This is a genomic window from Paenibacillus sp. 2KB_20 (assembly GCF_052115765.1).
In the GTDB taxonomy this organism is placed as follows: domain Bacteria; phylum Bacillota; class Bacilli; order Paenibacillales; family Paenibacillaceae; genus Paenibacillus_AQ.
This window is the reverse complement of record NZ_JBFRHH010000011.1, coordinates 95,230-120,943: the sequence shown is the minus strand read 5'-3', so window position 1 is coordinate 120,943 and position 25,714 is coordinate 95,230. Positions and strand designations below refer to the sequence as shown.

Genomic DNA, 25,714 nt, shown 5'->3' with positions numbered 1-25,714 from the left:
AGCAAGGGAAAGGCTAAGGTCTTTCAGAGTGGGAAGGAAGACAATGCCACTCAATCAAAGGCATTAAGATGTACAACTAGAAGAAAACTGGAGGAAACAAAATCATGGCAAAGAATTGGAAAAAGGTATTACTAGCAGGGGTAGTCAGCTTATCTTTAGTAGCAACGGGTTTTGCTGCAAACGAGGTGCTCACATCACCGGAGGTATCCGCAAAGTCGGCTTCGACCAATGCACCAGGGCAACTAAAGAAACAAGCGGCTTCCCAGCTTGATGAAATTATCGAAAGAGGCTACATCCGGGTTGGTATGACAGGGGATTACAAACCGTTTACATATTTGAATCCTGTTACAAAAGAGTATGAAGGTTATGATGTCGACGCTATGGAAGAGCTCGGTAAAGATCTTGGCGTGGAAGTTCGCTACGTGAACACCACTTGGTCCAGCATGATGAAGGACCTTCAGGCTGATAAATTTGACATCGCCGTGGGCGGTGTTACCCGCAACACGGCAAGACAAAAAACGGCTTATGTGTCCCAAGGGTACATTTCCTTCGGTAAAGCACCGTTGATCCGTGCTGAAGACAAGGACAAATACCTGACGGTTGAAGACATTAACAAACCTTCGGTTCGCATTGGCGTGAATCCGGGCGGAACGAACGAGGTGTTCGTACGCGAGCATCTGACGAAAGCTAATGTAACTGTCGTTCCAAATAACCTGGATATTCCGCATTTGGTAGCGGACGGTACGTATGACGTGATGATTACCGATACGATCGAAGCGATTACGTATGCAAAAGCAGATTCCAGACTGTATGCTGCATTGACGGATAAGCCTTTCACGAACAGCGAAAAAGGCTACATGATTCCTCGCGGTGACTTTGAATATGCAAGCTACCTGGAAATGTGGATTGATGAAATGAAGCTGCAAGGCAAGTTTGCAGACATTCATAAAAAATGGTTGGAGTAGGTTGAATCGGGCTATGAAATGATAACCGATCCTCGCCAGCAGATCAGGATGAAGACCCTGATCTGCTGGTTTTTTTTATGTTTATGGAATTGCCGCTCATCATCTTGTGAAATATAGAGTGCCCGTTCCGATCCAAGTTTCTTCGATGGAGCCTAAACTGGACGCTGTAGCATAGAAGTACGCCAGAGGTTAGCCGCGTATGTGCGGCCAGCTAATAACAAAAGCTGTATTCCGGCATGATATCCATGATGTCATGCCTGGAGATACAGCTTTTTTGCTGCCATAGGAGTTCCCTTCAGCGAAGGGGCCCTTGCTTATGGCTCGTCCATTTTATAATTGCAGCATTTCCCGCTTCTCCGCATCCGGGTCCTCGATGATCCTGCTGTCGTTGTTGAATATCATCGTTGAACGTGATGCCAGATCATAAGCAGGCCACGGCAGTGCCTCCGTATCCGGTGAGCCATTGCGGGCAAACGCAATCCAAGCATCCTGCATTCGGTCGGACAGGGCTTGCGTGGCGGCATCGACTTGCACACCGATGTTCTGAAACAGCCCCAGTGTGTTGAATACAAACGGTATTTCCAGGGCGTGCATCGCTTTGCCGAGAACCGGATGATTCGGCAGCGTCCAATCGAATCGGTACATCCATACCGGCGTGTGCTTGCTCTGAGCGGAAGCGAACTGCAGGGCCGAGCGCCAGAAATACAGGTCGGTCATAATCTGGGCATGTCCGTCGATGCTGTACGGATATTCTTTGGTGATAGGCGCAGCATCCTGGATGCCGGTCATCATTTCAACGGTGCGGACAAGATCGTCCTCCTTCACAAGCGGCATGTCCGGCCGGAAGAACAAGGCGCCTTCATCGAGATTCGTTCCGATCAGGATTGGTACGTCCTTCGCCCAGCCCGATTGAATAGCCTGCAGCGGATCATGAGGCAGCGTGTGGGGCTCCAGCACTGGTTGGAAGATCATGCTGACGCCAGGACCGATTCGTTTCTTCAGCCGTTCCCCGGCTTCGAATATTTGCTCACCTGTGAGGGATTCAAGTTGATGGGCCTTATCAGGCGTTATGTCCAGCTCTTTAAGCAAACCAGCCGTTATCATCTGTGCCTGCTCCGGAGCCATCACCTGGGCAGCGCCGCTTTCCATGATGGCTCGCTGAAACAACCCTTTGGCTGCCGGCATTGCAAGTAAAGCTGCAATGCTCATGCTGCCGGCCGACTCTCCGAATACCGTAACCCGTTTGGGGTCGCCGCCGAAGGCCTCGATATGATCCCGTACCCATTGCAGGGCCGCAATCTGGTCCAATAAACCGATATTAGAGGCAAAGGATTCGCCGTATGGGGAGAGATGGAGAAAGCCTAGCGGACCCAGACGGTAATTGATGGTTACCACAATCACGTCGCCTCTGAGTACGAAAGAGGTACCGTTATAGCTTGGCAAACTGCCGGAGCCCGTGATGAAAGTGCCCCCGTGAATCCATACCATGACGGGCAGCGGCTCCGCTGGCGTATTCAGGGGTGCCCACACATTGAGGTAGAGACAATCCTCGGACACCGTTTTGCTCACTCCTCCGCCAAGCATGCTTGAAGTGGATTCTATTGGCTGAAGGCACATGGGGCTGAAGGCGGTGGTATCTTTTATCCCGTCCCATGAATCGGGGGGAACAGGAGCACGGAATCGAAGCGGGCCTACCGGGGGCTTCGCATAAGGGATCCCCTTCCATACACGTACTCCGTTTTCCGAACTGCCTTGAATATGCCCGTCTTTCGTTTGAACGACAAGTTCTGACATGTTCTCTCTACACCCTTTCTCTCTGTGGATATTTATTGAATGTCGAAATTCTTCGAATCTGCAGTGCGCTACTATGTACCGTGACCTGCTACCTGTGCGCATGGAGCGTGGTCCGGGGCGTGCTTGGATGACTGTCGACCCTATTCGAATGTTATTCCTTAATCGCTTAGGCGTGATATAGCAGATTTTTACTACTCTCTATATACACTTTACCAAGTTAGCGGCATAAGTTCAAAAAAGCACGAATCATGCGAAATAGAGGCAGGAATGTTGCGCTATATGAAGAATGTAACAGGGTGGGTAGTATTCGCGGACAACGGATACGGCATCACTTTTTGGTCCAAGTCATTATAGGTATACTGGAGGGATAAGCATGAACATTGCGATTTTGGGCTGCGGAACGATGGGGACAGCCTATGCGCATAATTTGGCGAAAATGCCGGGAGTAACAGTGACGGGTGTGGTCGATATTAACGCCGGGCGGGCTGAGCGGGCTGCAGCTTTGACCGGGGCGAAGGCATACACGGATGTAGAGTCGCTGTTTGAACAAACAGATTTGGAAACGGTTGCGGTGTGTCTGCCCACCTATCTCCATAAACCGTTTGTATTGAAACTAGCTGAAAAAGGGCTGCACGTCATCTGCGAAAAACCGGCTGCATTGACCTTGGAGGATGCACAAGAGATGAAGGCGGCTTGCGAGAAAAACGGAGTCCGGTTGTTTATCGGACATGTCGTCCGATTCTTCCCGAACTATCATGATGCCTATCGGCAGGCCCACTCCGGGAACATCGGAACACCGAAGATGGCTCACTTCAAGCGGTACGGTTCGTATCCGCAGGGTATGGATGGATGGTATAACGACCCGGGTAAGAGCGGCGGTGTTATTATGGATCTCATGATTCACGATATCGATTTTGCCTGCTGGCTATTCGGGGAAGTGGAGTCGGTATATGCTTCCATCGTTAAGCGGGATGAGCCTGAGATGGAGTATGCTCAGCTTACGCTTCATTTTAAAAATAGTGCAATCGCCAGTTTAACCGGCTATTGGGGATATCCCGGACCGTTTACGACGCAGTTCGAGATTTCGGGTGACCAGGGAATCATAAGATTTGATAGCAATCAGGTGCAGTCTTTGGACATTAAATTGGTCAATGCGGAGGCAGGGGAGGGAGCAGCTGTACAGGTTCCTTCAAGCCCAAGTCTGCATGACCCTTATTATAACGAGGTGCAGCATTTTATCGAGTGCATCCGAAACGGCAGCGAGCCGCTCGTAAGTATTAAGGACGCTTGCTATGCCGTTGAAATCGCTCAGGCAGCGGAGGAATCGGCTCAGACTGGACAGCCCGTGATGATCGGAGGGACGGTTTCATGAAGAAAGTTAAAGTAGGCTTTATCAGCTTTGCCCATATGCATGCAGCGAGCTATCTCTTAGGCATGCTGAAGCGGGATGATGTCGAGGTGGTCGGAGTCGCGGATGAAAACGCGGAGCGCGTGCGTCCTTACTCTGTGGACCGGGGAATCCCGTATTATGCAGACTATAATGAATTGCTGGCACAGGAACTGGATGCAGTCGTCATCTGTTCGGAAAATGCGCGTCATGCGGAATTTACCAAGCTTGCCGCTGCGGCGGGCAAGCATGTGCTGTGCGAGAAGCCGTTAGGTTTGTCCGAGTCCGAGATGCTGGAGATGATTCAAGTGTGCAAGGATCATGGCGTTCAGCTCATGACGGCTTTTCCTTGCCGTTATATTACGTCCGTTCGTCAGGCGAAGGAAGCGATTGACGCAGGGCAGATCGGCGAAATTTTGGCCATGAAGGGAACCAACCGGGGAAGCATGCCTGGCGGCTGGTTTATCGAACGGGAGAAATCGGGCGGCGGAGCTGTATTGGACCATACCGTCCATGTGATGGACCTGATGCACTGGTTTACCGGCAGCAAGGCAGAGGAAGTATACGCCCATGCGGAAACGCTTTTCAATGACACGGAGATTGACGATGCCGGTATGGTGCACGTCAAGTTCGCGAATGGCGTTGTTGCCGTACTGGACCCAAGCTGGTCCCGTAATCGCACCTTCCCGACCTGGGGGGATGTAACGCTTGAGATCATCGGCACCAAGGGTGTGCTGAACATTGATTCTTTTGCCCAGAAGAACGATGTCTACAGCGATGTAACTGGGAAAGCTGCGTGGAGCTTCTGGGGCGATGATATGGACGAAGGTCTCGTCAACAGCTTTATCGACAGCATTCGCGACGGCAAGCCGGTCGAAATAACAGGGGAAGACGGCTACAATTCTGCCCGTGTTGCCATTGCAGCGTATGAATCCGCAAGCACCAAGCGTACCGTTCAGCTGAAGCCGCTGGGATAATGCGGTTTTTGCGGCATTAGCCGTACAGCAGGATTACGCGCTCGGTCATGTGCTTGCCTTCGAGGACACGTATCCTCAAGACATGAGGTCATGTCGAAACATCCGACACTCATCCGGCAATATTTTATGCTCACTCACAAAGAGCATGTAATGCGGGAGTGCAACGGGATTCATCGGGGTGACTCAGGTTATCTGGGTACTCGAGATCGATGATTTGCGGGATAACCGGCTAGAGCTCTTCTTCGATCGTTGCGAGAAGGTATCGCCGCTAACGATGGATGAAGTAAAAAGCGCGGTTATACCTTCTTCATGGCAGGGAGCCTTTCCTGTGATCCATAACGAGAATCGTATCATTGTTTAAGCCTCTTCGATCTTTGTAATCGAAGGGGCTTTTTGATGTTGGCAAAAAAGATCAAAAACGTCCCTCTCCCATTTGGTATCCTTTATAACAAAGGAGGGCCTAACCTTGAGTACCCAGCGTATCATCCAAAAAAGTATAGCGTACATGGAGCAGCATCTGGAGGAGCAGCTGACCCTCGCGGATATTGCATCCTATGCCGGTTTTTCGCCATATCACTTCCACCGCTTGTTTCGGAAGGAGGTCGGTATGAACATCGCGGATTACCTTAGAAAACGAAGACTCTGTTATGCGGCACAGCTACTGCTGCACTCCGAGGCTGCGATTATCGACATTTCCCTGCACTGTCACTTCGAAAGTCAGGAGTCGTTTACGAGAGCATTCAAAAAATTATACGGCATGCCGCCGGGGCGTTACCGGAGAATCTTTGCGGTTCACGCTCAACACGCAAGCTACTTTAAAGGAGAGGATCACATGGAGCAGCAATCTCAATCCGCATTAAAAGGCTGGTTTCTGAGCGGAAGCCACCCGCATGATTATGAAATCGGTGTCGATCGGTCCACCGTCCACCAAGGAAGCACTTCCGGTTACCTAAAAGCCCTAACCCCAATGGAGGCTGGCGCTTTTGCGACCATGATGCAGCAGTTCAAAGCCGATAAGTATGCGGGCAAACGGATGCGGTTCTTCGGATTTGTCAAAACCGAGAACGTCAAAGAATACTGCGGGCTGTGGATGCGTGTTGACAACAGAGCGGAAGACGTACTCCAGTTCGACAATATGAACGATCGGCGCATTGTGGGCAGCACGCACTGGAATCACTATGCCATCGTGCTCGACGTACCCGAGGACAGCGCCACGATTTCGATCGGTGTTCTGCTGATGGGGGCAGGCAAGGTGTGGCTGGACAGCCTCCGCTTTGAAGAGGTGGATCTTAGCGTACCGACGACGAACTTTGATTTTCACTATGAGCTCCTGGAGGAGCCTACCAATTTATCGTTTGAAGAGTGAGGCGCAGGGCTCCTGGCTTTCACACACCATTACAGAAATGAAATGACCCTAGCGCGCTGATGGATAGGGGAAGCTCCCATTCAACTATAACCTGGAAGTCTCTCCAAAAACGGAGGGCTTCTTCTTTTTTCTTCAAGGATGGATGGTGGTTGCGTTGCATCATGTTTACTCCTATGATGGGTCTTGAGCAATGCTCCCTACTATAGTAATAATATTGAATCCTTATGCTTTTTTTGTTATAATTCCCAAATGGCGGTGGTGGATTCGATGGATATTTATATGGTTATTCAGCAGTTATATCCGAGTTTCTCGAAGAAAGAACAGTTGGTAGCGAACTATATTCTTCAAGAAGGTCAATCGATTAATAACATGAATATATCTGTGCTCGCGAACCATGTTGGTGTCTCGAATGGGACAATCACGCATTTTTGCAAGAAGATTGGTTGCAATAATTTTGCCGAATTAAAGGTTCAGTTGGGCAGGCTACGAACTGCGACGGCTCCTTCGGTGGAGGACAATATTCTCATTCAAGTATCTAAATTCTATCAGACAGTTATTGAGCGTTCGAATCAATTACTGGACATTACATATTTGCATCAGCTTGCTGAAACGATTAAGGGCGCAGCACGGATTTTCATATACGGGATCGGAAGCTCGGGACTTTCAGCGAAGGAAATGATGCTTCGTTTGCTGCGTATGGGCTTCAATGTGCAGAGTATAACGGATTCGCATTTAATGCTGATCAATAGTTCGATAGTGAATGAGAATGATTTCGTTATTGCGATTTCCAGTTCAGGGGAAACGTCTGTCATTGTCGACGCAACCAGAATTGCAAAGAATAATCGGTGCAAAGTCATCTGTCTGACCAGCTTCTCCGAGAGTACGCTGGCGCAGCAAGTGGACTCTTTTATTCTGGTCCCGAATACATTGTTTGTTGATAAAGAAAGGTTTGTAAATAGTCAATTTTCCGTCATGTATGCGATCGATATTTTATGTATGATCTTACTCGCGGATGCGGATTTGAATAGACGGATGCAAATTACAGTTAATACGATTCTTGAACATAATCGAATGGATTACCAATAAAGCATTCATCGTACCTGTGAACCTCAGAAGTTGACGTATTTATCGTCTACTGGAGGGGCACAGGTTTTTTTATTAGTGAGTTGTTCATACTAAGGGTTGTCATGGATTTAATTTCCAGGCAATAATAAAATTATTTTAATAAAATTATATTTACTAAAATAATTTCATGATGTAGAATCGACATATCGCGATGGAAGTACAATGCTTGATCTAATAGGAGGAAAATCCATGTTTAAACAGTTGCAAAAGCTTGGTAAGTCATTTATGTTACCGATTGCAATCCTACCTGCTGCGGGTTTGCTGCTTGGGATTGGCGGATCCTTATCGAATGCAAATACGATTGCGGCATATCCGATTCTGAATACGCCGTTTTTACAAGCTATTTTTCAAATTATGTCAGCAGCCGGCAACGTTGTGTTTACCAACTTAGCGCTAATCATGTGTATTGGTCTTGCCGTGGGATTAGCGAAAAAAGATAAAGGTACTGCCGCACTGGCAGCAGCCGTCTCGTTCCTAGTTATGAATGCATCGATTGGTGCAATGATCACGGTATTCAATCCAAGCGTTGAGTCCATTGACACCGGGGTTGTAGGGGCTATTGTCATTGGTATCCTGGTTACTTATTTGAATAATCGATACCGGGGGATTCAATTACCTTCCTTTCTAGGATTTTTTGGGGGCTCGCGGTTTATTCCGATCGTCTCATCGTTTAGTGCTATTTTTGTAGGCGGGATCTTCTTCTTAATCTGGCCTACGTTTCAAGGATGGCTGGTAGCGGCAGGAACTGCTATTGCCGGCATGGGATATTTCGGAACCTATTTATACGGATTCTTGCTTCGTCTTACAGGTGCTGTCGGTCTACACCATATGATTTATCCGATGTTCTGGTTCACAGAGCTGGGCGGTGTCGCCACGGTTGCAGGTCAGCAAGTGGTGGGTGCGCAGAAAATCTTTTTTGCCGAACTGGCTGATCCGAATCATGTTGGAATGTTCTCCGAAGGAACCCGTTTTTTTGCAGGGCGTTTTGCTACGATGATGTTTGGTCTTCCTGCGGCATGCCTTGCGATGTATCATTGCGTACCGAAGAACCGTCGCAAACTTGTGTTTGGTTTGTTCTTTAGTGCTGCGCTGACATCGTTCCTGACAGGGATTACGGAGCCGATTGAGTTTATGTTCTTATTCGTCGCTCCATGGTTATATGTGATTCATGCGGCTCTGGACGGTCTATCCTTTATGATCGCGGATATGTTATCCGTTCGTATCGGGAATACCTTCTCTGGCGGGGCCATCGACTTTTTGCTCTTCGGGGTTCTGCAGGGGAATGCCAGAACTAATTGGATCTATGTCATCATTATCGGGCTCTTCTGGGCGATCATCTATTACCTTGTGTTCCGCTTCTTAATTACGAAATTCAATGTGGCGACACCTGGACGTGAAAGTGATGGGGAGAGCGTATCGGTTGAATCCAAGGACAGTATTGGAGATACCGCGATGAAAGTGCTGAGTGCGCTTGGCGGCAAGGAGAACCTGGAAGATGTCGATGCATGTATTACAAGACTTCGTGTTGCCGTCAAAGATGTATCGAAGGTAGATAAGGATACAATCAAAGAACTGGGTGCTACCGCAGTATTGGAAGTAAAAGGCGGGATTCAGGCTGTATTTGGCGCCAAAGCCGACTTAATTAAACAAAAGATAAATGAGACTATTGGTGAAGAATAAAACAGGATAGGGCATGGAGGGAACATATTGTGAATCGAGGATTAATTGTATCATGTCAGGCTTTGCCAGGCGAACCGTTGCATAGTTCATTTATTATGGGGCGTATGGCCATTGCGGCTGCCGAATCCGGTGCGGTGGGGATTCGTGCTAATAGCGTTGAAGACATCGAAGAGATTAAGAAGCAAGTTGAGTTGCCCATTATTGGCATTATCAAAAAAGAATACCCGGGTATGCAATCGTTCATTACAGCGACCATGACCGAAGTGGATGCGCTTGTTGGCACGGGGGTTGAAATTATTGCTGTGCAAGCAACGATGGATCAGGATGAGGCATTCCTGCGATCGATCTTTACAAAATACCCTTCGCAGAAGTTCATGGCGGATATCTCCACCACGGAAGAGGGGTTGCGAGCAGATCGATTGGGTTTCCACTACATTGGAACGACACTTATTGGTTATACACCGCAGTCTCAGCATGTGGAGAAGTTCACCGTGCTGGAAGAACTGATTAAGCAGTGTAAGAAACCAGTCATTGCAGAAGGCAACTTCAACACACCGGAGCAGGCTGCAAAAGCGATCAAAATGGGGGCTCATTGTGTGGTTGTAGGCAGCGCCATAACAAGGCCGCAAATCATCGCGAAATGGTTCTCTGATGAGGTAAACGAAGTTCTATAACAAAAGAAGCATAGAGGAAAGATTTGTTATGATATAGTCTGTCAATACCATAGCCATCCGCGCACTTTTAATAAAACAGGGCTGTCCCAGAAGTCATGAAAGATGACTTTGGGACAGCCCCTTTATACGTGCCCGAGCACCTCTAGGATTGTAAACGGTACTTGTAGAACGGTTTTACAGATAAAGCACCAACGCAATAATAGCAGCGAGCACGATCCGATAGATCGCAAACGGCACCAGCTTGATCCGGTTAATCAGCTTCAGGAAGAAGCGGATGGAGATCAAGGCGAAGACGAAGGCTGCCACGAATCCGGTGATGAAGAATGGAAGAGCCTCCAGCGTGAAGTATTCCCAGTTCTTCAGCAGCGACAGTAAGCTGGCTCCGAACATGATCGGCACCGCCATAATGAAGGTGAAGTCCGCCGCCGCGCGGTGACTCATACCGAGCATGACGCCTCCGGAGATGGTGGAGCCGGAGCGGGAGAAGCCTGGCCAGAGCGACAAACACTGAATCAATCCGACGCTGAATGCCTGTTTGTACGTTATTTGGTCGACAGTGACCACGTTCGGCTCTCTTTTCGAGCTGACTTTATCGGCAACGATCATGAAGATGGCCCCAATTACAAGTCCGATCAGCACCGTTTCGGTAGAAAACAAATGCTCGTCAATAAGGTCTTCGAACAAGACGCCCAGAACACCAGCCGGAATCAAACCGACGATAACCTGGCTGAGCTTCAGTCTGCCCGTAACCGCCGGTACGCCGGCTTCAGGCTTTTTGCGCTTGAGGCCCAAGAGATCCAGGAAGCGGTCCTTAAACACAACGAGGACGGCTAGAATGGAGCCGAGCTGAATGACAACCTTAAAGGTGTTGGCTACGTATTTCGTCAGAAACTCCTCGGATTTCAGCCACATATCATCAACGATGATCATATGACCGGTAGAGGATACAGGAGCGAACTCGGTCAGTCCCTCGACGATTCCCAGAATAATTGCTTTGAGGATGGTTAAAAAATCCATGACCTATAGCTCTCCCTTACTAAAATGTTAAATGTAATGATATGAATGATCAATGGCATGAATATGCGTAACTTTAAGCTGACTTTCTCCGCTTGCGGAAGAAAAAGAACAGGAACGCAATTACGGCCACAGCTATTACAGCATAAGCGATATTGGAATAGACGTCCATGAAGGCTACGATTTTTTCCCATGAATCGCCGACAGCGGCTCCCACGCATACCAGAATAATGTTCCAGATCAGGGTGCCGATGGTCGTGAAGAGGAGGAACATGCCGAACTTCATGTTGGACATCCCTGCCGGGATGGAGATCAAGCTTCGGATCAGCGGAATCATGCGGCAGAACAGCACGGTCCAGTAGCCGTATTTATCAAACCATGCATCCGCCTTGCGGATGTCTTCTTTTTTGACACGGAGGATATGCCCCCAGCGATCCACGATTTTTTCAAGCCGCTCGACATCGAGCAGGCGACCAATCCCGTACAGAATAACAGCACCGACGACAGATCCGATCGTAGCGGCAATGATAACGCCAGGCACCGTCAGTTTCGTGTAGGTGGTCATGAATCCGCCGAAGGTAAGAATGACTTCGGAGGGGATCGGAGGAAACACGTTTTCCAGAGCAATCATCAGCAGGATGCCGATATAGCCGAACTGCTCCATAATATCCGTAATCCAGTTTTCCAAGGGTTACACCTCTTTCAAAATAAGGATGCTGCTGCATCCTTTATATAAGGGTCTGCTTCAGCTTGCGCAGATATTGACTGCGGATAAAGAAGAAATACAGGACCTGCATCATCAGGAAGCTGATCAACACGATGCCCATTTCAGCTGCAATGGATAAATAGAAGTAGCTCTGCAGCGCGATAAAAGCAAAGATGCTGTGCACAATCGCAAGGCTGATCGGTACAAAAAACAGCAGCGCCAGCTGTCCGGTGACGATCCGCCGGAACTCCTTATCGGTCATTCCAAGCCGGGATATCGTGGCATAATGCCTGCGGTCATAATCCAGATCGGCATAGAGGCGGAAGTACAGGAAACTTCCTGCCGCGATAAAAAACACCGTGCCCACAAGCAGCGCCGCAAAGAGCAGCATATTGTACAGGCTGTCTCGAAGGGCAAAGAGCGTGCCGCTGACCGCCAGCGCATAAGGCTGGCCCATCTCATAACGCACCGCCCCGCGCGGGGCCAGATGGGGGACGATGCCCTCCGTCTCTGTGAAATCATCCACATAGAAGCCGGTGTACCGCTCTAGCCGGACCGGATTCGTGATGGCGGCGAAGGCTTCGTCACTGACCACAAGCCCGCCGAAGCGAGAATCGTCGTCCATTTCCAGCAGCAAATATTCCGGTACGCCGACATGATCGGAATAACCGATTTCATGCAGGAGAAGTTCGGAATCATGGATTCGGTACGAAGCGTGCTCCCGGTCGCGGATATAAGCCCTGTCATTTTGCGAAGCAATGAGGACAAGCGCATCCTCACCGCTTAGCGGCTGTTCATCAAATGGCAGTCCCGCCATTAGCACCGCCGCCTTATAGTCGGAGAAGGAGATCAGTGCCAACGGATTTTGCAACTGCCCGACCTGTGCGGAAGCTGGCTCAACTTCCGTATATTTCACGCGAAACGATAGCGTTTCAAACGGTATTTTTTTCGACTCAAGCTCCTGCCGGATTTCATGTAAATGCTGCTTCTCGGAGGTGTCCCCCGCTTTGGCGAGATAACCGATGGCAGCAGGGAAATCCTCGTTGAATTGCTTCGTGAGCACCGGGATGGAGGCAAATACGCCTACCGAGCAAAAGGAAACAGCCAGCACGATTGTCACCATCGAGAACATCTGTGCATGATCCCTAAGCCGGTAATGCAGGCTGGATAGCGAGACCAGCTTGGTCCTTCTCCAGGCTAACCGGCGGCTCTGCTTCAACCTTCGCACGAGAGCAACCCCTAGCTGCGTATACAACAGATAAGTGCCGATCATCGTCATTAAGGTAACCGGGAACATGCGCAGCGCCAGGGTCGACGCGCTTGTCGTGGCGGCCAAGCTGTAGCTGACCACCAGCAGCACGGCTGCCAATATCGATAACCAGGGCGATGTCCTGGGCGCGGTTTTCGGCCGCTGTCCGGACTGAAACAGATCGATCAACGCTTTAGGACGCAGCAGCCTAGAGGTGCACAGCGAGATAATGATAAACAGCAGCACATAACTTGCGACCGTCAGTCCAAGCGCACGCAGGGGCAATCGAAACGGCAGAGGCGGGATTCCAAGAAAGGCCGAGCCTGCCATCAGAAACAGCTTGCCTGTAATGATGCCGAACAGGATGCCTGTAGCAATGGCGCTTACGCCGATGATCATATTTTCGAGAAACACCATCTTGTTAAATTGGCGATCCGTCATGCCATGCATGAACAGAATGCCGAACTCGCGCTTGCGCGTCTTTAGAAAAGCACCCACGGAATACAGCACGAAGAAAAACGAGAATACATACATGATCAGCTCGGCCCCGAGCATCGCCTGGATAACAACCGGATAGAACATCTCGTCCGCTATCGAGGGATGGAACAGGAACAGCGCACACACGAAGAAAATCATGACGGAGAATGCGCTGCTTAAGAAATAGGCAGCATAGGTCCGCTTATTCCTCAGGACATTCCTAAAAGCGAATTGTCGAAAGGTCATGACTGCCTCCTCCCAGTAAAGCCAGCATGTCGATGATTTTCTGGAAAAAGGCTTGGCGGTTGTCACCGCAGTACATTTCATTATAAAGTTGTCCGTCTTTGATGAACAAGACGCGGTCACAGTAGCTGGCTGCCACCGGATCATGAGTGACCATGAGAATCGTTGCGGAAGCCTCTTTACTCGAAGCAGAAAGCGTCTGCATCACCTCTTTGGAGGCTTTGGAGTCTAGGTTGCCGGTGGGCTCGTCAGCGAGAATTAGAGAGGGCTCCTGAATGAGCGCCCTGGCAATGGCGGTACGCTGCATCTGCCCGCCGGATATCTCATAGGTATGCTTATGCAAAATGGACCCGATGCCGAGTCGATCTGCGATCCGGCTCAGCCGGATGCCCATTTCGTCAAGCGGCATGCCCTCCAGCGTCAACGGGAGAACGATATTTTCCTCAACGGTCAGCGTATCCAGCAGATTGAAGTGCTGGAAGACGAAGCCAAGCTCCCGGCGCCGGAACAGAGCGGTGTCGCTTCTGCTGAGAAGATGAGGATTGCGCCCGCCTATGATCACTTCTCCGGCTGTGGGCTGATCAATGGTTGCAATCAGATTGAGGAGCGTGGTTTTTCCGCTGCCGGAAGGACCCATAATGCCGACGAATTCCCCTTTGGTGACGTTGAAGTGAATATTGTTCAGCGCTTGGAACGCCACTTTGCCCTCATAGATTTTAGATAGATGCTTGACGCTCAGGATGGGCATATCTTCACTCCTCTATAACGATGATATCATTGTAAAAGATTCCTTCGCGTTCATGCCATATTCGTAACTTACAGTTACCTTACAACCTTGTAAGGTTTCTTTAACTGCCGTAAGTTAGATCAGGAACTGCCACTGCTATCGTTTCCGAATGGGCAAAAAGCGCTGCCCTGCCTGTCGTTGAACTTTATTGTGCAATGTGGCCTGAAGAATCCGCAAAAATGATGCGAACCGTCGTTCCTTCATCCACTTTGGATTCGATTTCGAAGGCATGTCCTAGCTTATCGCATATTTGTTTGACAAGAAACAGCCCCATGCCTGTCGATTCCTGGAACCTGCGCCCGTTCTCCCCGGTGAAATAGGGGTCGAACACTCGCGGCAGGTCGCTTTGGGGAATGCCGATGCCTTCGTCCCGGATTTCAAGTACAACTTGATTCTCGCGGGTGTAGCCGTTAAAAAAGAGGGTGCCTTGTTCCTTCAGCGTATACCGAACCGAATTGGTCAGCAGCTGTGTCAGCACAAAAGAGAGCCATTTCTCGTCCGTGGCCACCGTTAGTCCGGAATCGATCTGGATGGACGGATAAATTCTCCGCCGGATGAACAGACGCTTTTGCTCGGAAGTGACATTCCGGACGATTCGCTGAAGTGGCAGGTTCTCCACGTGAAAATCATGCTCGAACGTATCAAGCCTGGCGGTGTACAGCACCAGATCAAGCCCTTTTTTGAGTCGATCCAGCTCGTCGCCGATCGCGGCAAACCGGGGATCATCATCATCCTGAAGAATCAGGTGAATGACCGAAATCGGCGTTTTCATCTGGTGGGCCCATTGATTGATGAACTGAAGATGGCCCTCAATCTTATGCTTATAGTTATGCAGATCCGTGGTGTAATGCCGGAACTGGGTTTTCAGCAGTTGATGAAGCGCTTCGGCGAGCGGGGTATGGGAGGATTCTGCCGAGGATTCGCCGGTAAGGGATTCTCCCGGGAGCGGCTGTTCTAATCGTTTATAGAATGAACGGTTGGCTATAAATCGGAAGGCCAGATAGCCGAGAAGCAGCAGCAAGCTGATGATGCCTGCGTACAGACTAACCATCAAATTGCGATAGCCATCCAGTCTGTAAATGAGTGTTATCACGAGAAGCTGGGCTATGTAGACAATCATTAAGGGACGCTGTTCTTGCAGGAATAGCCTCATGCTTCGTCCCCCCAGTTCGGTACCAGTCGATAGCCGCGACCGCGCACGGTTTGAAGGCCATCCTCGATCCCAAGGGCAGCAAGTTTCTTGCGGACGCGGGTGATGTATACATTCAGTGTATTATCGTCCACGAAGGCCTGATCATCCCATATTTTCTCCAGAAGCCGGTCCCTGCTGATGATCTGCTCGGGCTTCTTCATTAACTCGTCCAAAATTTTGGCTTCAGTATGGCTGAGCTCCGTTTGGTTCTGCCCAAGCGACAGGGAGAGACGTTCAACGTCGAGCGTGAGTCCGGCAACGCTGAGCACGCGCTCATTCTGAGCGACAGCATAAGAGCCGTAGGCACGCCGGAGCTGGCTCTTGATTTTGGCCATGGCAATCTCGTAGTCAAAGGGTTTGGTTATATAATCATCGGCACCGTTCTCCAGCGCCATCACCTGATCCATTTTCCCGTCGCGGGCGGAGATGAAGATGATCGGGCAGGTGGAGAGGCTTCGGAACTGGCGGCACCAGTAATAGCCGTCGTATTTTGGCAGATTGATATCCAGAAGCACAAGGTGGGGGTCATACGATTCAAATTGATCGCGTACCGTCTCGAAATCATGAACGGACTGCGTCATGTAACCGAATTTATGAAGATACTCTTTCAGCAGGTTGACCAGCCCGGTATCGTCTTCGACAATAAAGATTTTGAACATATCGATCATAGTCCCTTCATTTTACATTCTTCTAGTACCGAGTGTATTGTACCAAATTGTCAGGATATAAGGAAAAATACGTTAGCAAAGACAGTGGGACATTAGGGAGAGCGGTGGGAAGTTATGTCTTGCGCACATCGTGATTTCTCTTAAAAAATGACTTGACGCTTGTGTCATCTGCTGATAATATACTTGGTAATTCCAATCGAATAACTATGATAAATTCAATCGACCAGTCTACTGGAGATCATGAGCATCCTTCATGATCTCCTTTTTTTTGTTGTTATGATCTCATATTATTTAGCAATCAAGGAGGGGGGATCATCGATTGCGTGCAAATGAGGAACTCAAACTGACGGCCGATGTTCTCGTCATTGGTGGGGGCCCGCCGGAGCTTGTGAAGGGGGATTTCAGGCTAAGGACTGAATGATACCCGGCCACTCGGCACGAAAAACCGTTCCTTGGTTGACCGTGCTGTCCACGCTCATCTGACCGCCATGTGCGGCAATGATGGATTGGGTAATGGATAATCCAAGACCCGCACCGCCGTGCTGTCTGGTCCGGGATTCATCGATGCGGTAGAACCGCTCGAACAGATGGGGCAGATGCTCCTCCGGAATCCCGGCTCCATTATCGCTAACCAGCAGTACGGCCTGGTCCTTGGTTTTATTAACCGTAAGGGTAATCCGCCCTATGGCAGAATCGGTATGCTGTACCGCATTATGAAACAGGTTATAGATGACCTGTTTGATCTTATCGGGGTCACACCGGCACAGCACCGGTACCGCTTGAATCGTTACAATCCTGCCTTGGGCAAGCATCCTCAGATGGGGCTCCATCTCAAGCAGCAGCTGATCCAGCCGGGTTGCCTGCAGATGGAGCTCCGGCTTGCGGTCAAGCTTGGCTAACAGAAGCAAATCCTCGACCAATTTCTTCATGCGCTTGGATTCCCCGTGCATGCTGGATAGTGCAGCATGCAGCTGCTCCGGGTTGTCGGCAGCACCGCGGCCAAGCACCTCCAGAAAGCCGTGAATGGAAGTGAGCGGCGTTCGCAGCTCATGGGAAGCATCGGCAATAAACCTCCGCATCTGCTCTTTGGCTTCTCGTTCCGTTTCAAACGCATCCTCGAGCCTTTCCAGCATGCCGTTAAACGATTCGGCCAAGCGGTCAATCTCCCGTTGACCCTGCACGGCAGGAAAACGCTCCGCCAAGTTCCCGGCGTCTGTGCGTTTTACCGCTTCGACCATTCGGTTCAGGGGGTGGAGCGTTCGGCGCAGCAAAGGCAGGTACAATGTAACCCCTGCAGCCATGGCCAGTAAAGCCAGTACGGCAAAAATCAGCAGCTGCCGCAGCAGAACGGCATGCAGGGGCTGCGTATCCAATCCAAGCTGCAGTACACCCGAGGGGCTGCTCGGATTGTCGTAAGGGCGAAAAACAATGATCTGCTCGGTGCCCTCGGCATTTTCGATTACTTCATACGGAATAGGCAGACGCTTCTGGAATTTCTCCAGGATCGCTGAATAAACCTCAGCTGTCAGCTTTGGCGCGGACAGACCGTTATCAGCGGCCAGGTCGGTGTAGTCTCCGTCGGTTTCGATCTTGGCAAGCGACATATTCGGCAGAAAGAACATCGGTCTGTCCCCCTTACGCGTATTTTCCGGAAAGGCTTCGTTATTTCGCCCTGCAGGCCGGTTACGCGGCTCCCGATCAGCCTCCCATAGCTCCACGGGGATCGACCGAGCCTGAAGGGAAAGCGCCTCGGCTTGATTGCGGAACAGGGCATTTTTCATTAACACATATTGCAATGCGCCGATCAGCACAAGCAGAAGCGCCAAAACGATGAGGGATCGTGACAAGAGCTGCGTACGTAGAGACGTAGGCCCGGATGAACGTGTACGGTTTCGCAAACTCATGGCAAATCGACCCGGTAGCCGGCTCCGCGAAGCGTGCGAATGACCCGGTGTTCCTTATCGCCGAGCTTCTCGCGCAGGGATCGGATATAAACCTCAACGATGTTATCCTCTCCGCCAAAGTCGTAATCCCACACAATATTCAAAATGTTCGTTTTACTCAAAACGCTGCCGTGTTTGGTCACAAGCAGATTAAGCAGCTTATACTCCGTGGGCGACAGCTCAAGGGCCTCCCCCTGGTATGCAATTTCCTTCTTCCGGTCATCGATGGTGAATGGGCCAAGCCGAATTTCACCCAGCAGGCTCGGGAACTGATTGCGCAGCCTTGCTTGAATTCGGGCAAGCAGCTCTTCGAAACTGAAAGGCTTGGCCATGTAATCATCCGCTCCGATCATGAGGCCCTTCACACGGTCATCAATCTCGTCCTTCGCGGTAAGCATAATGATCGCGACATCCCGCCCCTCCTCTTTCAACCGTCTGCATACCGAAAGTCCGTCCATTCCCGGCATCATCACATCCAGAACGATGATATGCGGCTCGAAGCGGCTTGCTTCCATTATCGCACGTTCCCCATCCGGGGCCGTTCGCACCTCAAACCCTTCATTTTGGAGACCAAGCTCCAGAAACTGCAGGATATGCGGCTCGTCGTCCACTAGCAAAACACGAATACGATGCGTTGATTCCATAGCACAAAACTCCCCTTATCTCATTCCTTCAACTTTATCATACGTGCTCTAGCTGAATGAAGACTGAACGTGAACTGAAAATAAACTGAAAAGTGATTCGCAAATATGCATCCGCAAGAAGGGAATTTAAGGATGTTGATATATATTCTGTTATCGTTGATACTATCTTAAAGCCGAGATAATCAATGGAGCACCTGTTCAAGGTCCATCATGGATGGGTGAAAGGAGGAGACTGGACATGATAGGAAATGTATATCCACCCGAGAATCAGAGCACGGGCTCTCTCGATGGAGGAAGGATAACGGAGCAGAAGCCGATCGGTTTCTCCGGAGAAGGGTCTGCCGTGACCCGGGTGGGGCCACTTTTCTATTGGTCCTGGTTCCGTTCGCCCGTCGAAGGTTATATTGCGCCTCATCCCCATCAGGGTTTTGAAATCGTGACTTATATGATTCAGGGAAAGGGCGTTCATAAGGATTCGCATGGCACGCACAGTGAGTTGGGGCCTGGAGGCCTGCAATTGATGAGGGCCGGTTCCGGGCTAACACACGAGGAACGTTTGACTGGACCGGATGCAGAAGGATTTCAGATTTGGTTCGAGCCGTATCTTCGCGATTCATTGAAACAGAATCCTGCCTGTCGTCAGTATCGACCGGATTCCTTCCCGGTAACCCGCATACAGGGTGGACTGGTCAAAACGATGATTGGCGGTTCTGCACCAACCGATTTATCCGTAGATGTGAGGATGCTGGATATTCAGATTCTGGCTGGTAATGAAGCTCAGTATGAACTGAAGTCCGGCAGGAGAGCGGCTGTGCTTGCCGTAAGGGGAACTGGCAGCTTTTGTGCCGAAGAGGAAAGCCTTCAATTTCGACAGCGGGACTTTATGGTAATGGATACAAAGCTGGACGAGACGCTAAGCCTTAAGGCGCAAGACAATGTCAGGGTTATCCTGATTGACGTACCGGAAAACCCTGGGTATCCGCTCTATTCCAAGAGGCCATAAGGTCAAATGTTTACAAAATTGTAGTGGAATGAAATTTAGGATGTACGATAAACTAAAGTCTGTCAGATGGGGATACCCGTCTGGACAGGCTTTTTTAGCTGTAGGAAGGATCGCAATATATACTCTCCTGCAACAATAGTAAGAAAAAATACGTATATATGGTAAGTAGAAAGACCCAACAGAGAATTCCGGCGTTTGTTATACCGGGCTGGTTGGGTTATTTTGGCATGTATTATTTCTATAATAATCTATTTATACTAAATTTAAGCATAAAAAGAGACTATAGTCCCCCTCTTTACCAATAGTTGGCATGCGTTTTTGTGAGGATGGTAGCATGCGTCCCGAGACATGGCCTGTCTATAATGATTGCGGGATCACGAAAATGACAATTTCGTCATTCCACAATCTAACGAGATGGGGGAGATCATTATTTTCTCGAAAAAAAGCTTTAAACAATTGATGGCCGGAGCGCTTCTATCAGCAGCGGTTCTTGGTTCTTACGGATATGGTTCTGTGAATGAAGTGGCTGCTGCCAGCGTGCAGTCTGCAACAAACGGCGTGGCAAGCTCGAATGTGTATATGCGCAATAAGGCTTCGACTTCGGGTAAAGTCGTTGACCGCGTGCATAAGGGTGACCGCGTTCAAATTCTGGGTAAGAGCTCAGGCTGGTATAAGATCAAAACTTCGGACGGCAAGCAAGGATATGCTTCGTCTAAATATATTAACCAAAGCAGCGGCTCTTCTAACAATTCCGGCAATTCGGGAAGTACTGCGCCTTCTGCCAGCGCCAGCGTTGAAAAAGTAATCAGTGCAGGCATGAAGTATCTTGGCACGCCGTACGAATTCAGTTCTAACCGGAATTCAACGAAGACCTTTGACTGCTCCGCTTTTGTTCGCCGCGCATTCATGGACGGCGCTAACATTACGCTGCCAAGCGATTCCCGCAAACAAGGGCAATACGTCAAGGATAAAGGAACGGCTGTTTACAACGTCAATCAATTAAAGCGCGGGGATCTTGTATTCTTCATGAGTTACAAAGGTTCATCGGCTTCCGCTTATGCCGGATTGGACAAGTCCAAACAACGGATTACGCATGTAGCGATATACCTGGGAGACAACAAGCTGCTGCATACGTACTCGAAACAATCCGGTGGTGTCCTCGTAGGTAACTTCGGCGATTCCTGGAAAAATCGCTTCATGCATGGCGGAAGCGTCCTGTAGCGCATCATAATTTTTAATTGGGTATGTGCCCGTACTTAGAATGAGATAGAAGGACTGTCCGATTCGAAGATCTGAATGATCTTTTAACGGGCAGTCCTTTGTTGTTTGGAATTTGCTTTTCAACCTTGATTTCAGTAAGGTGGACAATAGAGAATGGACAGTATCAAGAAATGGACAGGAGGGACAACGATGAACGGTGGGCAGCGTTCCAATATCAAACCGGGACTTGAGGTTGATATCGTATTGAAGCAGGATCAGCGAACGGGCAAATTAGCCCGCGGCGTGGTCAAGGATATTCTGACCAATTCCCCGAACCATCCGCATGGCATAAAAGTACGCCTTCAAGATGGCCAGGTGGGACGGATAAAGAACATTTATGAGTCTTGAAATTCGAAGCAGTCCTGTGGCCGTCAAAAAACTCAGGCTGCTATAAATAGAACAGTTTGATTATAAGTCGATCCAAAACTTCGCAATTCTGAGGAGTTTTGGATACGGCTTTTTTGCAGTTCTGTGCAACATTGCCCTCTGACCATCCGTCTGGAAGTTGAGGTGAAAATGAAGATGAAAAGATACCTTTATATGGGGTTTATCTTGATGTTGATGCTAACAGGTTGTGTGAAGCAGGAGACGCTAGGGGCGGCTCCGTCTGATCCTCCATTGAATATAGCTGCCAGGGGACATTATGCGGAAGTTCCTGACGGGGACTTCGTGTATCGCCTCGTTAGCGAGAAGGAGCAGTACGAGCATGGAGATCAGGTTCGAGTATACGCGGAGCTGGAGTATGTCGGCGAGTTGGATGAGGTTACGATCGGCCATGCGGCCTCCGCCTTTTATTTCCCGATGAAAGAGCTCACAAGGAACTATAACATTAGTTACGCCATGAATGAGCCCTATATTACAACCACGCTGAAGAAGGGCAAGCCCCTTCGCGAATATTATAAAATCGGCGGTGGTTACGACAGCAGTGACGACAAGAGGTTTAAAGATTTCGTCCGTTCCCTGAAGGATGGCTTTCCGGATGGGGACTACGTCGTCTATGGATCTGCTGATTTTGTGATTGATTCACAATCGCACCGCGCGGACCAAGGCGATTCGAACGGGGAAGAGCCAAAGAGGTATAAGATACAAGCTGAGATCGAATTCAGAGTAAGTGAAGAGAAGAAGTAGATAACAAAGAGAAGAAGTAGATAACGATAGAAGGGGTATCTCGTTAGGTCTTATCGACCTATGAGATACCCCTTTTAACATTTTTATTGGAAGCCTTGGCCTTGGTGTGTGTTAGGAAAACCCTGTTGGCCAAATGAAGGCTGAATGTGTTGTGTTTGGTTGTGAGCTTGCACGGAATTCTCGACTTGTCTAACGATTTGTGAGATTTGCTGATACTGCTGCATCGCCTGTTGATGTCCTTGAAGGGCAGACTGGATCATCTGTGCCGCTTGACGCTCACGTTGAGCGAGCTCCTCCAGGCGGGCTGCATTTTGCTGCTCTTGCTGCATCAGCTGCTGGTACATAGCCGAACCCTGCTGTGTTTGCTGGGTCAATTGCTGAAGAATTTGCTCGCACTGACGAATTTGCTGCGAAATTTGCGAGTTGTTGTTATTCATTTGATACATAGCTTGTATTCCTCCTAAGAATTGTGGTTTCAAATCCTTGGTTAGTGTACGGAAGAATACGTAAAAACATCCTGATTATAAAGTGAGCTGACCTTCCAATATATGGACAAACTCCTCCAGAAAAGCTTGATCCTCCTGATCGAAACGGTTCTTTAGCGGACTATCGATATCGAGAACGCCATACAATGCGCCATCCACCATGATCGGAACAACAATCTCGCTGTTCGAAGCTGCATCACAGGCAATGTGCCCGGGGAATTCATGTACATCGGCAACTAGCAGTGTCGTCTGTTCAGCCGCAGCCGTGCCGCAAACGCCACGATTCATTGGAATCCGAATGCAAGCGGGCAGTCCTTGGAACGGCCCGAGCACCAGTTCTTTACCATCATAGAGATAGAAGCCGACCCAATTCGTATCGGACAGAAACTGCTTGAGCAGCGCCGAGGCATTGGACAAATTGGCAATGGCATTGGGCTCATCGTGTATAAGTGCTTTTAACTGGTTCAGGACCTGGGCATATTGCTCGCTCCGGGTGCCTTCGTAGGGTGTGTTTTGAAACATGTGATTATCCGCCCTTCCTTTATTTTCGCGTTGGTTCCATCACCTTAGTATAAGTATATGATATTCGTCAAGAGACAAGCCAAGAGGAAGAAAGCTCCAAGTGAATCCAACTGATTCCTCTTCTAGGCGCAAGGGTAATGTATGACATGACCAGGTATCAATTTAATCAGGTGGAGGGAGAGAACCTTAATGCGGGCAGACGTACAGAATTTGTTTATCGGTATTCATATGCTCTATCACGCCCATGAGCGGGACCTTACGATCAGCGAAATGCAGCCCGAGCTGGAGCGCCATGGATATAAGGTTGGCGATAGGGAGGTTAAGCATGAGCTCGAACGATTGACCGAGGAGAACTTCCTGACGGCGCACGGTGAAGGATACAGCCTCACGGGAGCCGGAATCGAGGAGTTCAAGGAAATCCAGAGCAGGCTTAAGGAGCTTTGCGATGAAGTGCTTAAACCGGTGAATCCCAAGAAGGAAGACTCCATGGCGTAAGTAGATAACGGCATAACAATTGAAGAAGCCCCCGACTCACGCTGGTTTTTATGCGTGCAGGCGGGGGCTTTTTTGAAGAGATAAGAAAGGGTTAGAGCCAGCGGACTATATCGTTTCAAGCGAGCCGTCCAACTCCAACTGGAAAGGATGGGGTACAGGTGCAGTTTCTTTTTCCGGCTGCGTTGCTCGTTCAGCTTCCGCCTGCGGTACTCTCACGGGTTGATCTATATGTTCGCGAAGGAAAGAGTGCACGCTTTCCCGATATAACTTGGGATCAACATGATAAGCGTTCGCATGGATAGCGCCTTCGATAAGAAGAAGTTTTTTCGGGTCCGGTTTAGCCTCGAACATGTCGATACTCATTCGGGTAGGCACGTAATTATCCTTGGTGCCATGGATAAACATAACCGGCAGCGTGCTGTTCCGAACAGCACGGATCGGACTGACTTGATCGAGGCTGAACCCGGCTTTGCGCCGAATTCTGGCGTTGACCCAAGACAGGAACGGCACCGAAGGGATTTTGTTAATGCGCGTAAGCTGATGCCGCATTAAATCCGTCAAATCGGAATACGGGCAATCGGCGATGACAAGTTTAACCTGCGGCTCGGCAATGGACAAGTATTCAAGCACGGTTCCGCCTCCCAGCGATTGACCATGCAGCCCGATGGCCACATCCTGGCCATACTGCCGAATAAGCCAGCGTACCCACGCTTGCACATCGTGTTTCTCATAATAGCCGTAGGTGGTATAACGTCCTTCGCTTCGTCCATGCCGGCGTTGATCGATGAGGAGTACATTATAGCCCTCTTCTGTGAACAAATCGATAAATTGAGTGGATACGGCTCGGGATCCGGTATAACCGTGAGCGAGAAGCATCCAATGCTTGGAGCCGGGATTGTTCTCAATGGCTGCGCCGCACAGCTTCAATCCGTCAAAACTCGTGATAACCACTTCGTTCTTCTGAAGCGACTCATATTGCTTTCTGCTGTATAGTCCGGCTTTTTCGAGAACATTGAACAGCTTAAGATCGTTCTTTACTCTCATCCTTGTAATTTGCAGATATCCGATTTGTGTAATGGCAGCGGCAATGACAACGACGGTGAACAGCAAGACAATCGCGATATACATACTCAGATGATTTTCCTCCTTCTTCCGTACTGTACAAGGGGGGCCGTAACATGCGTATTGACGGAAGCCTCCCGAATCCATCAATATAGATACATCTAGGTTCTGAGATGCAGATGGATGACCAGGACACGGATTAAATGTTCGCTATACTCTTTTATACACGCACATAGTATCACCGGAAACAGCCCTTACAAGTCAGTTTTTTTGCAAGGAGGTGGGAAAGCCATGTATGTTTGCGAGGGAATCATTCCGGAAATAAATGGCGGGCGAATACGGCTGCGAAGGATGGAGGCGGATGATGCGGAAGCGATGCTGCGCTGTTGGTCCGATCCGAAGACGAGCGCTTTTCTGGATTTGCCTGCCATGCATTCGGCTGAGGATGCAAAGGCATTGATTCATTGGCTGCATCTGCTTGCCGAGCAGGACGAAGCCATCCGCTGGGGCATCGAAGTCATCGACACTGGCCAATTGATCGGCAGCTGCGGGTTTAATATTTGGCAGCTGGAGGGCGCATTCAAGGGCGAGTTCGGCTGTGAGCTCACAAGCGCTTATTGGGGGCAGGGCTTCATGTCGGAGGCGGCCGAAATGGTTGCGGCATTTGGGTACACATCCATGGGACTAAACCGGATTGAAGCTTTTGTTGATCCGAGAAATGAACGGGCATGTCGATGGTTTACGGGGATCGGCTATACGCGCGAAGGACTATTGCGGGATTATCGCCATACGCCAAGCGGTTATGTGGATGCCGTCGTTTTTTCGCGATTAAGAAAAGATTGGCCGATAGAGAGGCAGGAGTCGTAAT

General features: G+C 49.6%; 26 protein-coding genes. 14 read left to right on the top strand and 12 right to left on the bottom strand.

Going from position 1 to position 25,714, the window contains the following annotated elements; genetic code table 11:
• Positions 1-104 precede the first annotated feature (104 nt).
• On the top strand, positions 105-965 hold the full coding sequence (locus tag AB4124_RS25820; RefSeq protein ID WP_441974607.1) for a transporter substrate-binding domain-containing protein: 861 nt from the start codon (positions 105-107) through the stop codon (positions 963-965).
• A 330-nt stretch (positions 966-1,295) separates the two neighbouring features.
• On the opposite strand, the gene AB4124_RS25815 is transcribed toward AB4124_RS25820, so the two are convergent.
• Positions 1,296-2,759, bottom strand: coding sequence for a carboxylesterase/lipase family protein (locus tag AB4124_RS25815; RefSeq protein ID WP_441974606.1), 1,464 nt, complete (start codon positions 2,757-2,759; stop codon positions 1,296-1,298).
• A gap of 373 nt (positions 2,760-3,132) precedes the next feature.
• Between AB4124_RS25815 and AB4124_RS25810 the strand changes: the two genes are divergently transcribed.
• The 7 genes from AB4124_RS25810 to AB4124_RS25780 all read left to right on the top strand — a co-directional run bounded on the left by AB4124_RS25810 (position 3,133) and on the right by AB4124_RS25780 (position 9,968).
• Positions 3,133-4,131, top strand: a complete 999-nt coding sequence (locus tag AB4124_RS25810; RefSeq protein WP_430111046.1) for a Gfo/Idh/MocA family protein — start codon at positions 3,133-3,135, stop codon at positions 4,129-4,131.
• Positions 4,128-5,123 carry a Gfo/Idh/MocA family protein gene (locus AB4124_RS25805; RefSeq protein ID WP_076325942.1) on the top strand — a complete coding sequence of 332 codons (996 nt, stop codon included), beginning with the start codon at positions 4,128-4,130 and terminating at the stop codon, positions 5,121-5,123. The genes AB4124_RS25810 and AB4124_RS25805 overlap by 4 nt, the downstream gene beginning before the upstream one ends.
• 178 nt (positions 5,124-5,301) lie before the next feature.
• Positions 5,302-5,484: a hypothetical protein gene (locus AB4124_RS25800; protein WP_441974605.1), complete on the top strand. Its 183-nt coding sequence runs from the start codon at positions 5,302-5,304 to the stop codon at positions 5,482-5,484.
• A gap of 105 nt (positions 5,485-5,589) precedes the next feature.
• Complete coding sequence (locus tag AB4124_RS25795; protein WP_076325941.1) at positions 5,590-6,489, top strand: helix-turn-helix domain-containing protein; 900 nt, start codon at positions 5,590-5,592, stop codon at positions 6,487-6,489.
• Positions 6,490-6,756: 267 nt separating this feature from the next.
• On the top strand, positions 6,757-7,575 hold the full coding sequence (locus AB4124_RS25790; protein ID WP_339270292.1) for a MurR/RpiR family transcriptional regulator: 819 nt from the start codon (positions 6,757-6,759) through the stop codon (positions 7,573-7,575).
• A gap of 228 nt (positions 7,576-7,803) precedes the next feature.
• Positions 7,804-9,294, top strand: a complete 1,491-nt coding sequence (locus AB4124_RS25785; RefSeq protein WP_076325939.1) for a PTS transporter subunit EIIC — start codon at positions 7,804-7,806, stop codon at positions 9,292-9,294.
• Between the two features lie 29 nt (positions 9,295-9,323).
• Positions 9,324-9,968 carry an N-acetylmannosamine-6-phosphate 2-epimerase gene (locus AB4124_RS25780; RefSeq protein ID WP_441974604.1) on the top strand — a complete coding sequence of 215 codons (645 nt, stop codon included), beginning with the start codon at positions 9,324-9,326 and terminating at the stop codon, positions 9,966-9,968.
• Between the two features lie 174 nt (positions 9,969-10,142).
• Here AB4124_RS25780 and AB4124_RS25775 read toward each other — a convergent pair whose 3' ends face one another.
• The 8 genes from AB4124_RS25775 to AB4124_RS25740 all read right to left on the bottom strand — a co-directional run bounded on the left by AB4124_RS25775 (position 10,143) and on the right by AB4124_RS25740 (position 18,891).
• Positions 10,143-10,985: an undecaprenyl-diphosphate phosphatase gene (locus AB4124_RS25775; protein WP_441974603.1), complete on the bottom strand. Its 843-nt coding sequence runs from the start codon at positions 10,983-10,985 to the stop codon at positions 10,143-10,145.
• A gap of 73 nt (positions 10,986-11,058) precedes the next feature.
• Positions 11,059-11,670: a DedA family protein gene (locus tag AB4124_RS25770; protein WP_430111053.1), complete on the bottom strand. Its 612-nt coding sequence runs from the start codon at positions 11,668-11,670 to the stop codon at positions 11,059-11,061.
• Between the two features lie 40 nt (positions 11,671-11,710).
• Positions 11,711-13,660, bottom strand: a complete 1,950-nt coding sequence (locus AB4124_RS25765; protein ID WP_441974602.1) for an ABC transporter permease — start codon at positions 13,658-13,660, stop codon at positions 11,711-11,713.
• Positions 13,635-14,405 (bottom strand): ABC transporter ATP-binding protein, encoded by a 771-nt coding sequence (locus AB4124_RS25760; protein ID WP_076325934.1) that lies wholly within the window; start codon positions 14,403-14,405, stop codon positions 13,635-13,637. The genes AB4124_RS25765 and AB4124_RS25760 overlap by 26 nt, the downstream gene beginning before the upstream one ends.
• 184 nt (positions 14,406-14,589) lie before the next feature.
• Positions 14,590-15,597, bottom strand: a complete 1,008-nt coding sequence (locus AB4124_RS25755) for a HAMP domain-containing histidine kinase (RefSeq protein ID WP_441974601.1) — start codon at positions 15,595-15,597, stop codon at positions 14,590-14,592.
• Positions 15,594-16,295 (bottom strand): response regulator transcription factor, encoded by a 702-nt coding sequence (locus AB4124_RS25750; RefSeq protein WP_339270300.1) that lies wholly within the window; start codon positions 16,293-16,295, stop codon positions 15,594-15,596. The genes AB4124_RS25755 and AB4124_RS25750 overlap by 4 nt, the downstream gene beginning before the upstream one ends.
• Positions 16,296-16,705: 410 nt before the next feature.
• Positions 16,706-18,208 carry a sensor histidine kinase gene (locus AB4124_RS25745; protein ID WP_441974600.1) on the bottom strand — a complete coding sequence of 501 codons (1,503 nt, stop codon included), beginning with the start codon at positions 18,206-18,208 and terminating at the stop codon, positions 16,706-16,708.
• On the bottom strand, positions 18,205-18,891 hold the full coding sequence (locus AB4124_RS25740; RefSeq protein WP_430205305.1) for a response regulator transcription factor: 687 nt from the start codon (positions 18,889-18,891) through the stop codon (positions 18,205-18,207). Before AB4124_RS25740 ends, AB4124_RS25745 begins: the two co-directional genes overlap by 4 nt.
• Positions 18,892-19,129: 238 nt before the next feature.
• On the opposite strand from AB4124_RS25740, the gene AB4124_RS25735 reads away from it, so the two are divergent.
• From AB4124_RS25735 to AB4124_RS25720, 4 genes are all read left to right on the top strand, one after another.
• Positions 19,130-19,894, top strand: coding sequence for a pirin family protein (locus AB4124_RS25735; protein WP_441974599.1), 765 nt, complete (start codon positions 19,130-19,132; stop codon positions 19,892-19,894).
• Positions 19,895-20,308: 414 nt separating this feature from the next.
• Entirely contained in the window at positions 20,309-21,115 is an 807-nt protein-coding gene (locus AB4124_RS25730; protein WP_379416743.1) for a C40 family peptidase, read from the top strand.
• Positions 21,116-21,304: 189 nt separating this feature from the next.
• Positions 21,305-21,502: a YwbE family protein gene (locus AB4124_RS25725; RefSeq protein WP_441974647.1), complete on the top strand. Its 198-nt coding sequence runs from the start codon at positions 21,305-21,307 to the stop codon at positions 21,500-21,502.
• Positions 21,503-21,676: 174 nt separating this feature from the next.
• The gene (locus AB4124_RS25720) at positions 21,677-22,282 is read left to right on the top strand and encodes a hypothetical protein (protein ID WP_441974598.1); all 606 of its coding nucleotides are present in this window, start codon (positions 21,677-21,679) and stop codon (positions 22,280-22,282) included.
• An 83-nt stretch (positions 22,283-22,365) separates the two neighbouring features.
• Here the strand turns inward: AB4124_RS25720 and AB4124_RS25715 are convergent, their stop codons facing one another.
• Both AB4124_RS25715 and AB4124_RS25710 read right to left on the bottom strand, forming a co-directional pair.
• Positions 22,366-22,728: an AMP-dependent synthetase and ligase gene (locus AB4124_RS25715; RefSeq protein ID WP_098741910.1), complete on the bottom strand. Its 363-nt coding sequence runs from the start codon at positions 22,726-22,728 to the stop codon at positions 22,366-22,368.
• 75 nt (positions 22,729-22,803) lie between these two features.
• Positions 22,804-23,289 (bottom strand): GAF domain-containing protein, encoded by a 486-nt coding sequence (locus AB4124_RS25710; protein ID WP_076325928.1) that lies wholly within the window; start codon positions 23,287-23,289, stop codon positions 22,804-22,806.
• Positions 23,290-23,478: 189 nt separating this feature from the next.
• Here AB4124_RS25710 and AB4124_RS25705 point away from each other — a divergent pair, with 189 nt between their 5' ends.
• The gene (locus tag AB4124_RS25705) at positions 23,479-23,784 is read left to right on the top strand and encodes a hypothetical protein (RefSeq protein ID WP_430111069.1); all 306 of its coding nucleotides are present in this window, start codon (positions 23,479-23,481) and stop codon (positions 23,782-23,784) included.
• Positions 23,785-23,889: 105 nt separating this feature from the next.
• Here the strand turns inward: AB4124_RS25705 and AB4124_RS25700 are convergent, their stop codons facing one another.
• Positions 23,890-24,912 carry an alpha/beta hydrolase gene (locus AB4124_RS25700; protein ID WP_441974597.1) on the bottom strand — a complete coding sequence of 341 codons (1,023 nt, stop codon included), beginning with the start codon at positions 24,910-24,912 and terminating at the stop codon, positions 23,890-23,892.
• Between the two features lie 225 nt (positions 24,913-25,137).
• Between AB4124_RS25700 and AB4124_RS25695 the strand changes: the two genes are divergently transcribed.
• Positions 25,138-25,713: a GNAT family N-acetyltransferase gene (locus AB4124_RS25695; protein WP_441974596.1), complete on the top strand. Its 576-nt coding sequence runs from the start codon at positions 25,138-25,140 to the stop codon at positions 25,711-25,713.
• Position 25,714: the final 1 nt, after the last annotated feature.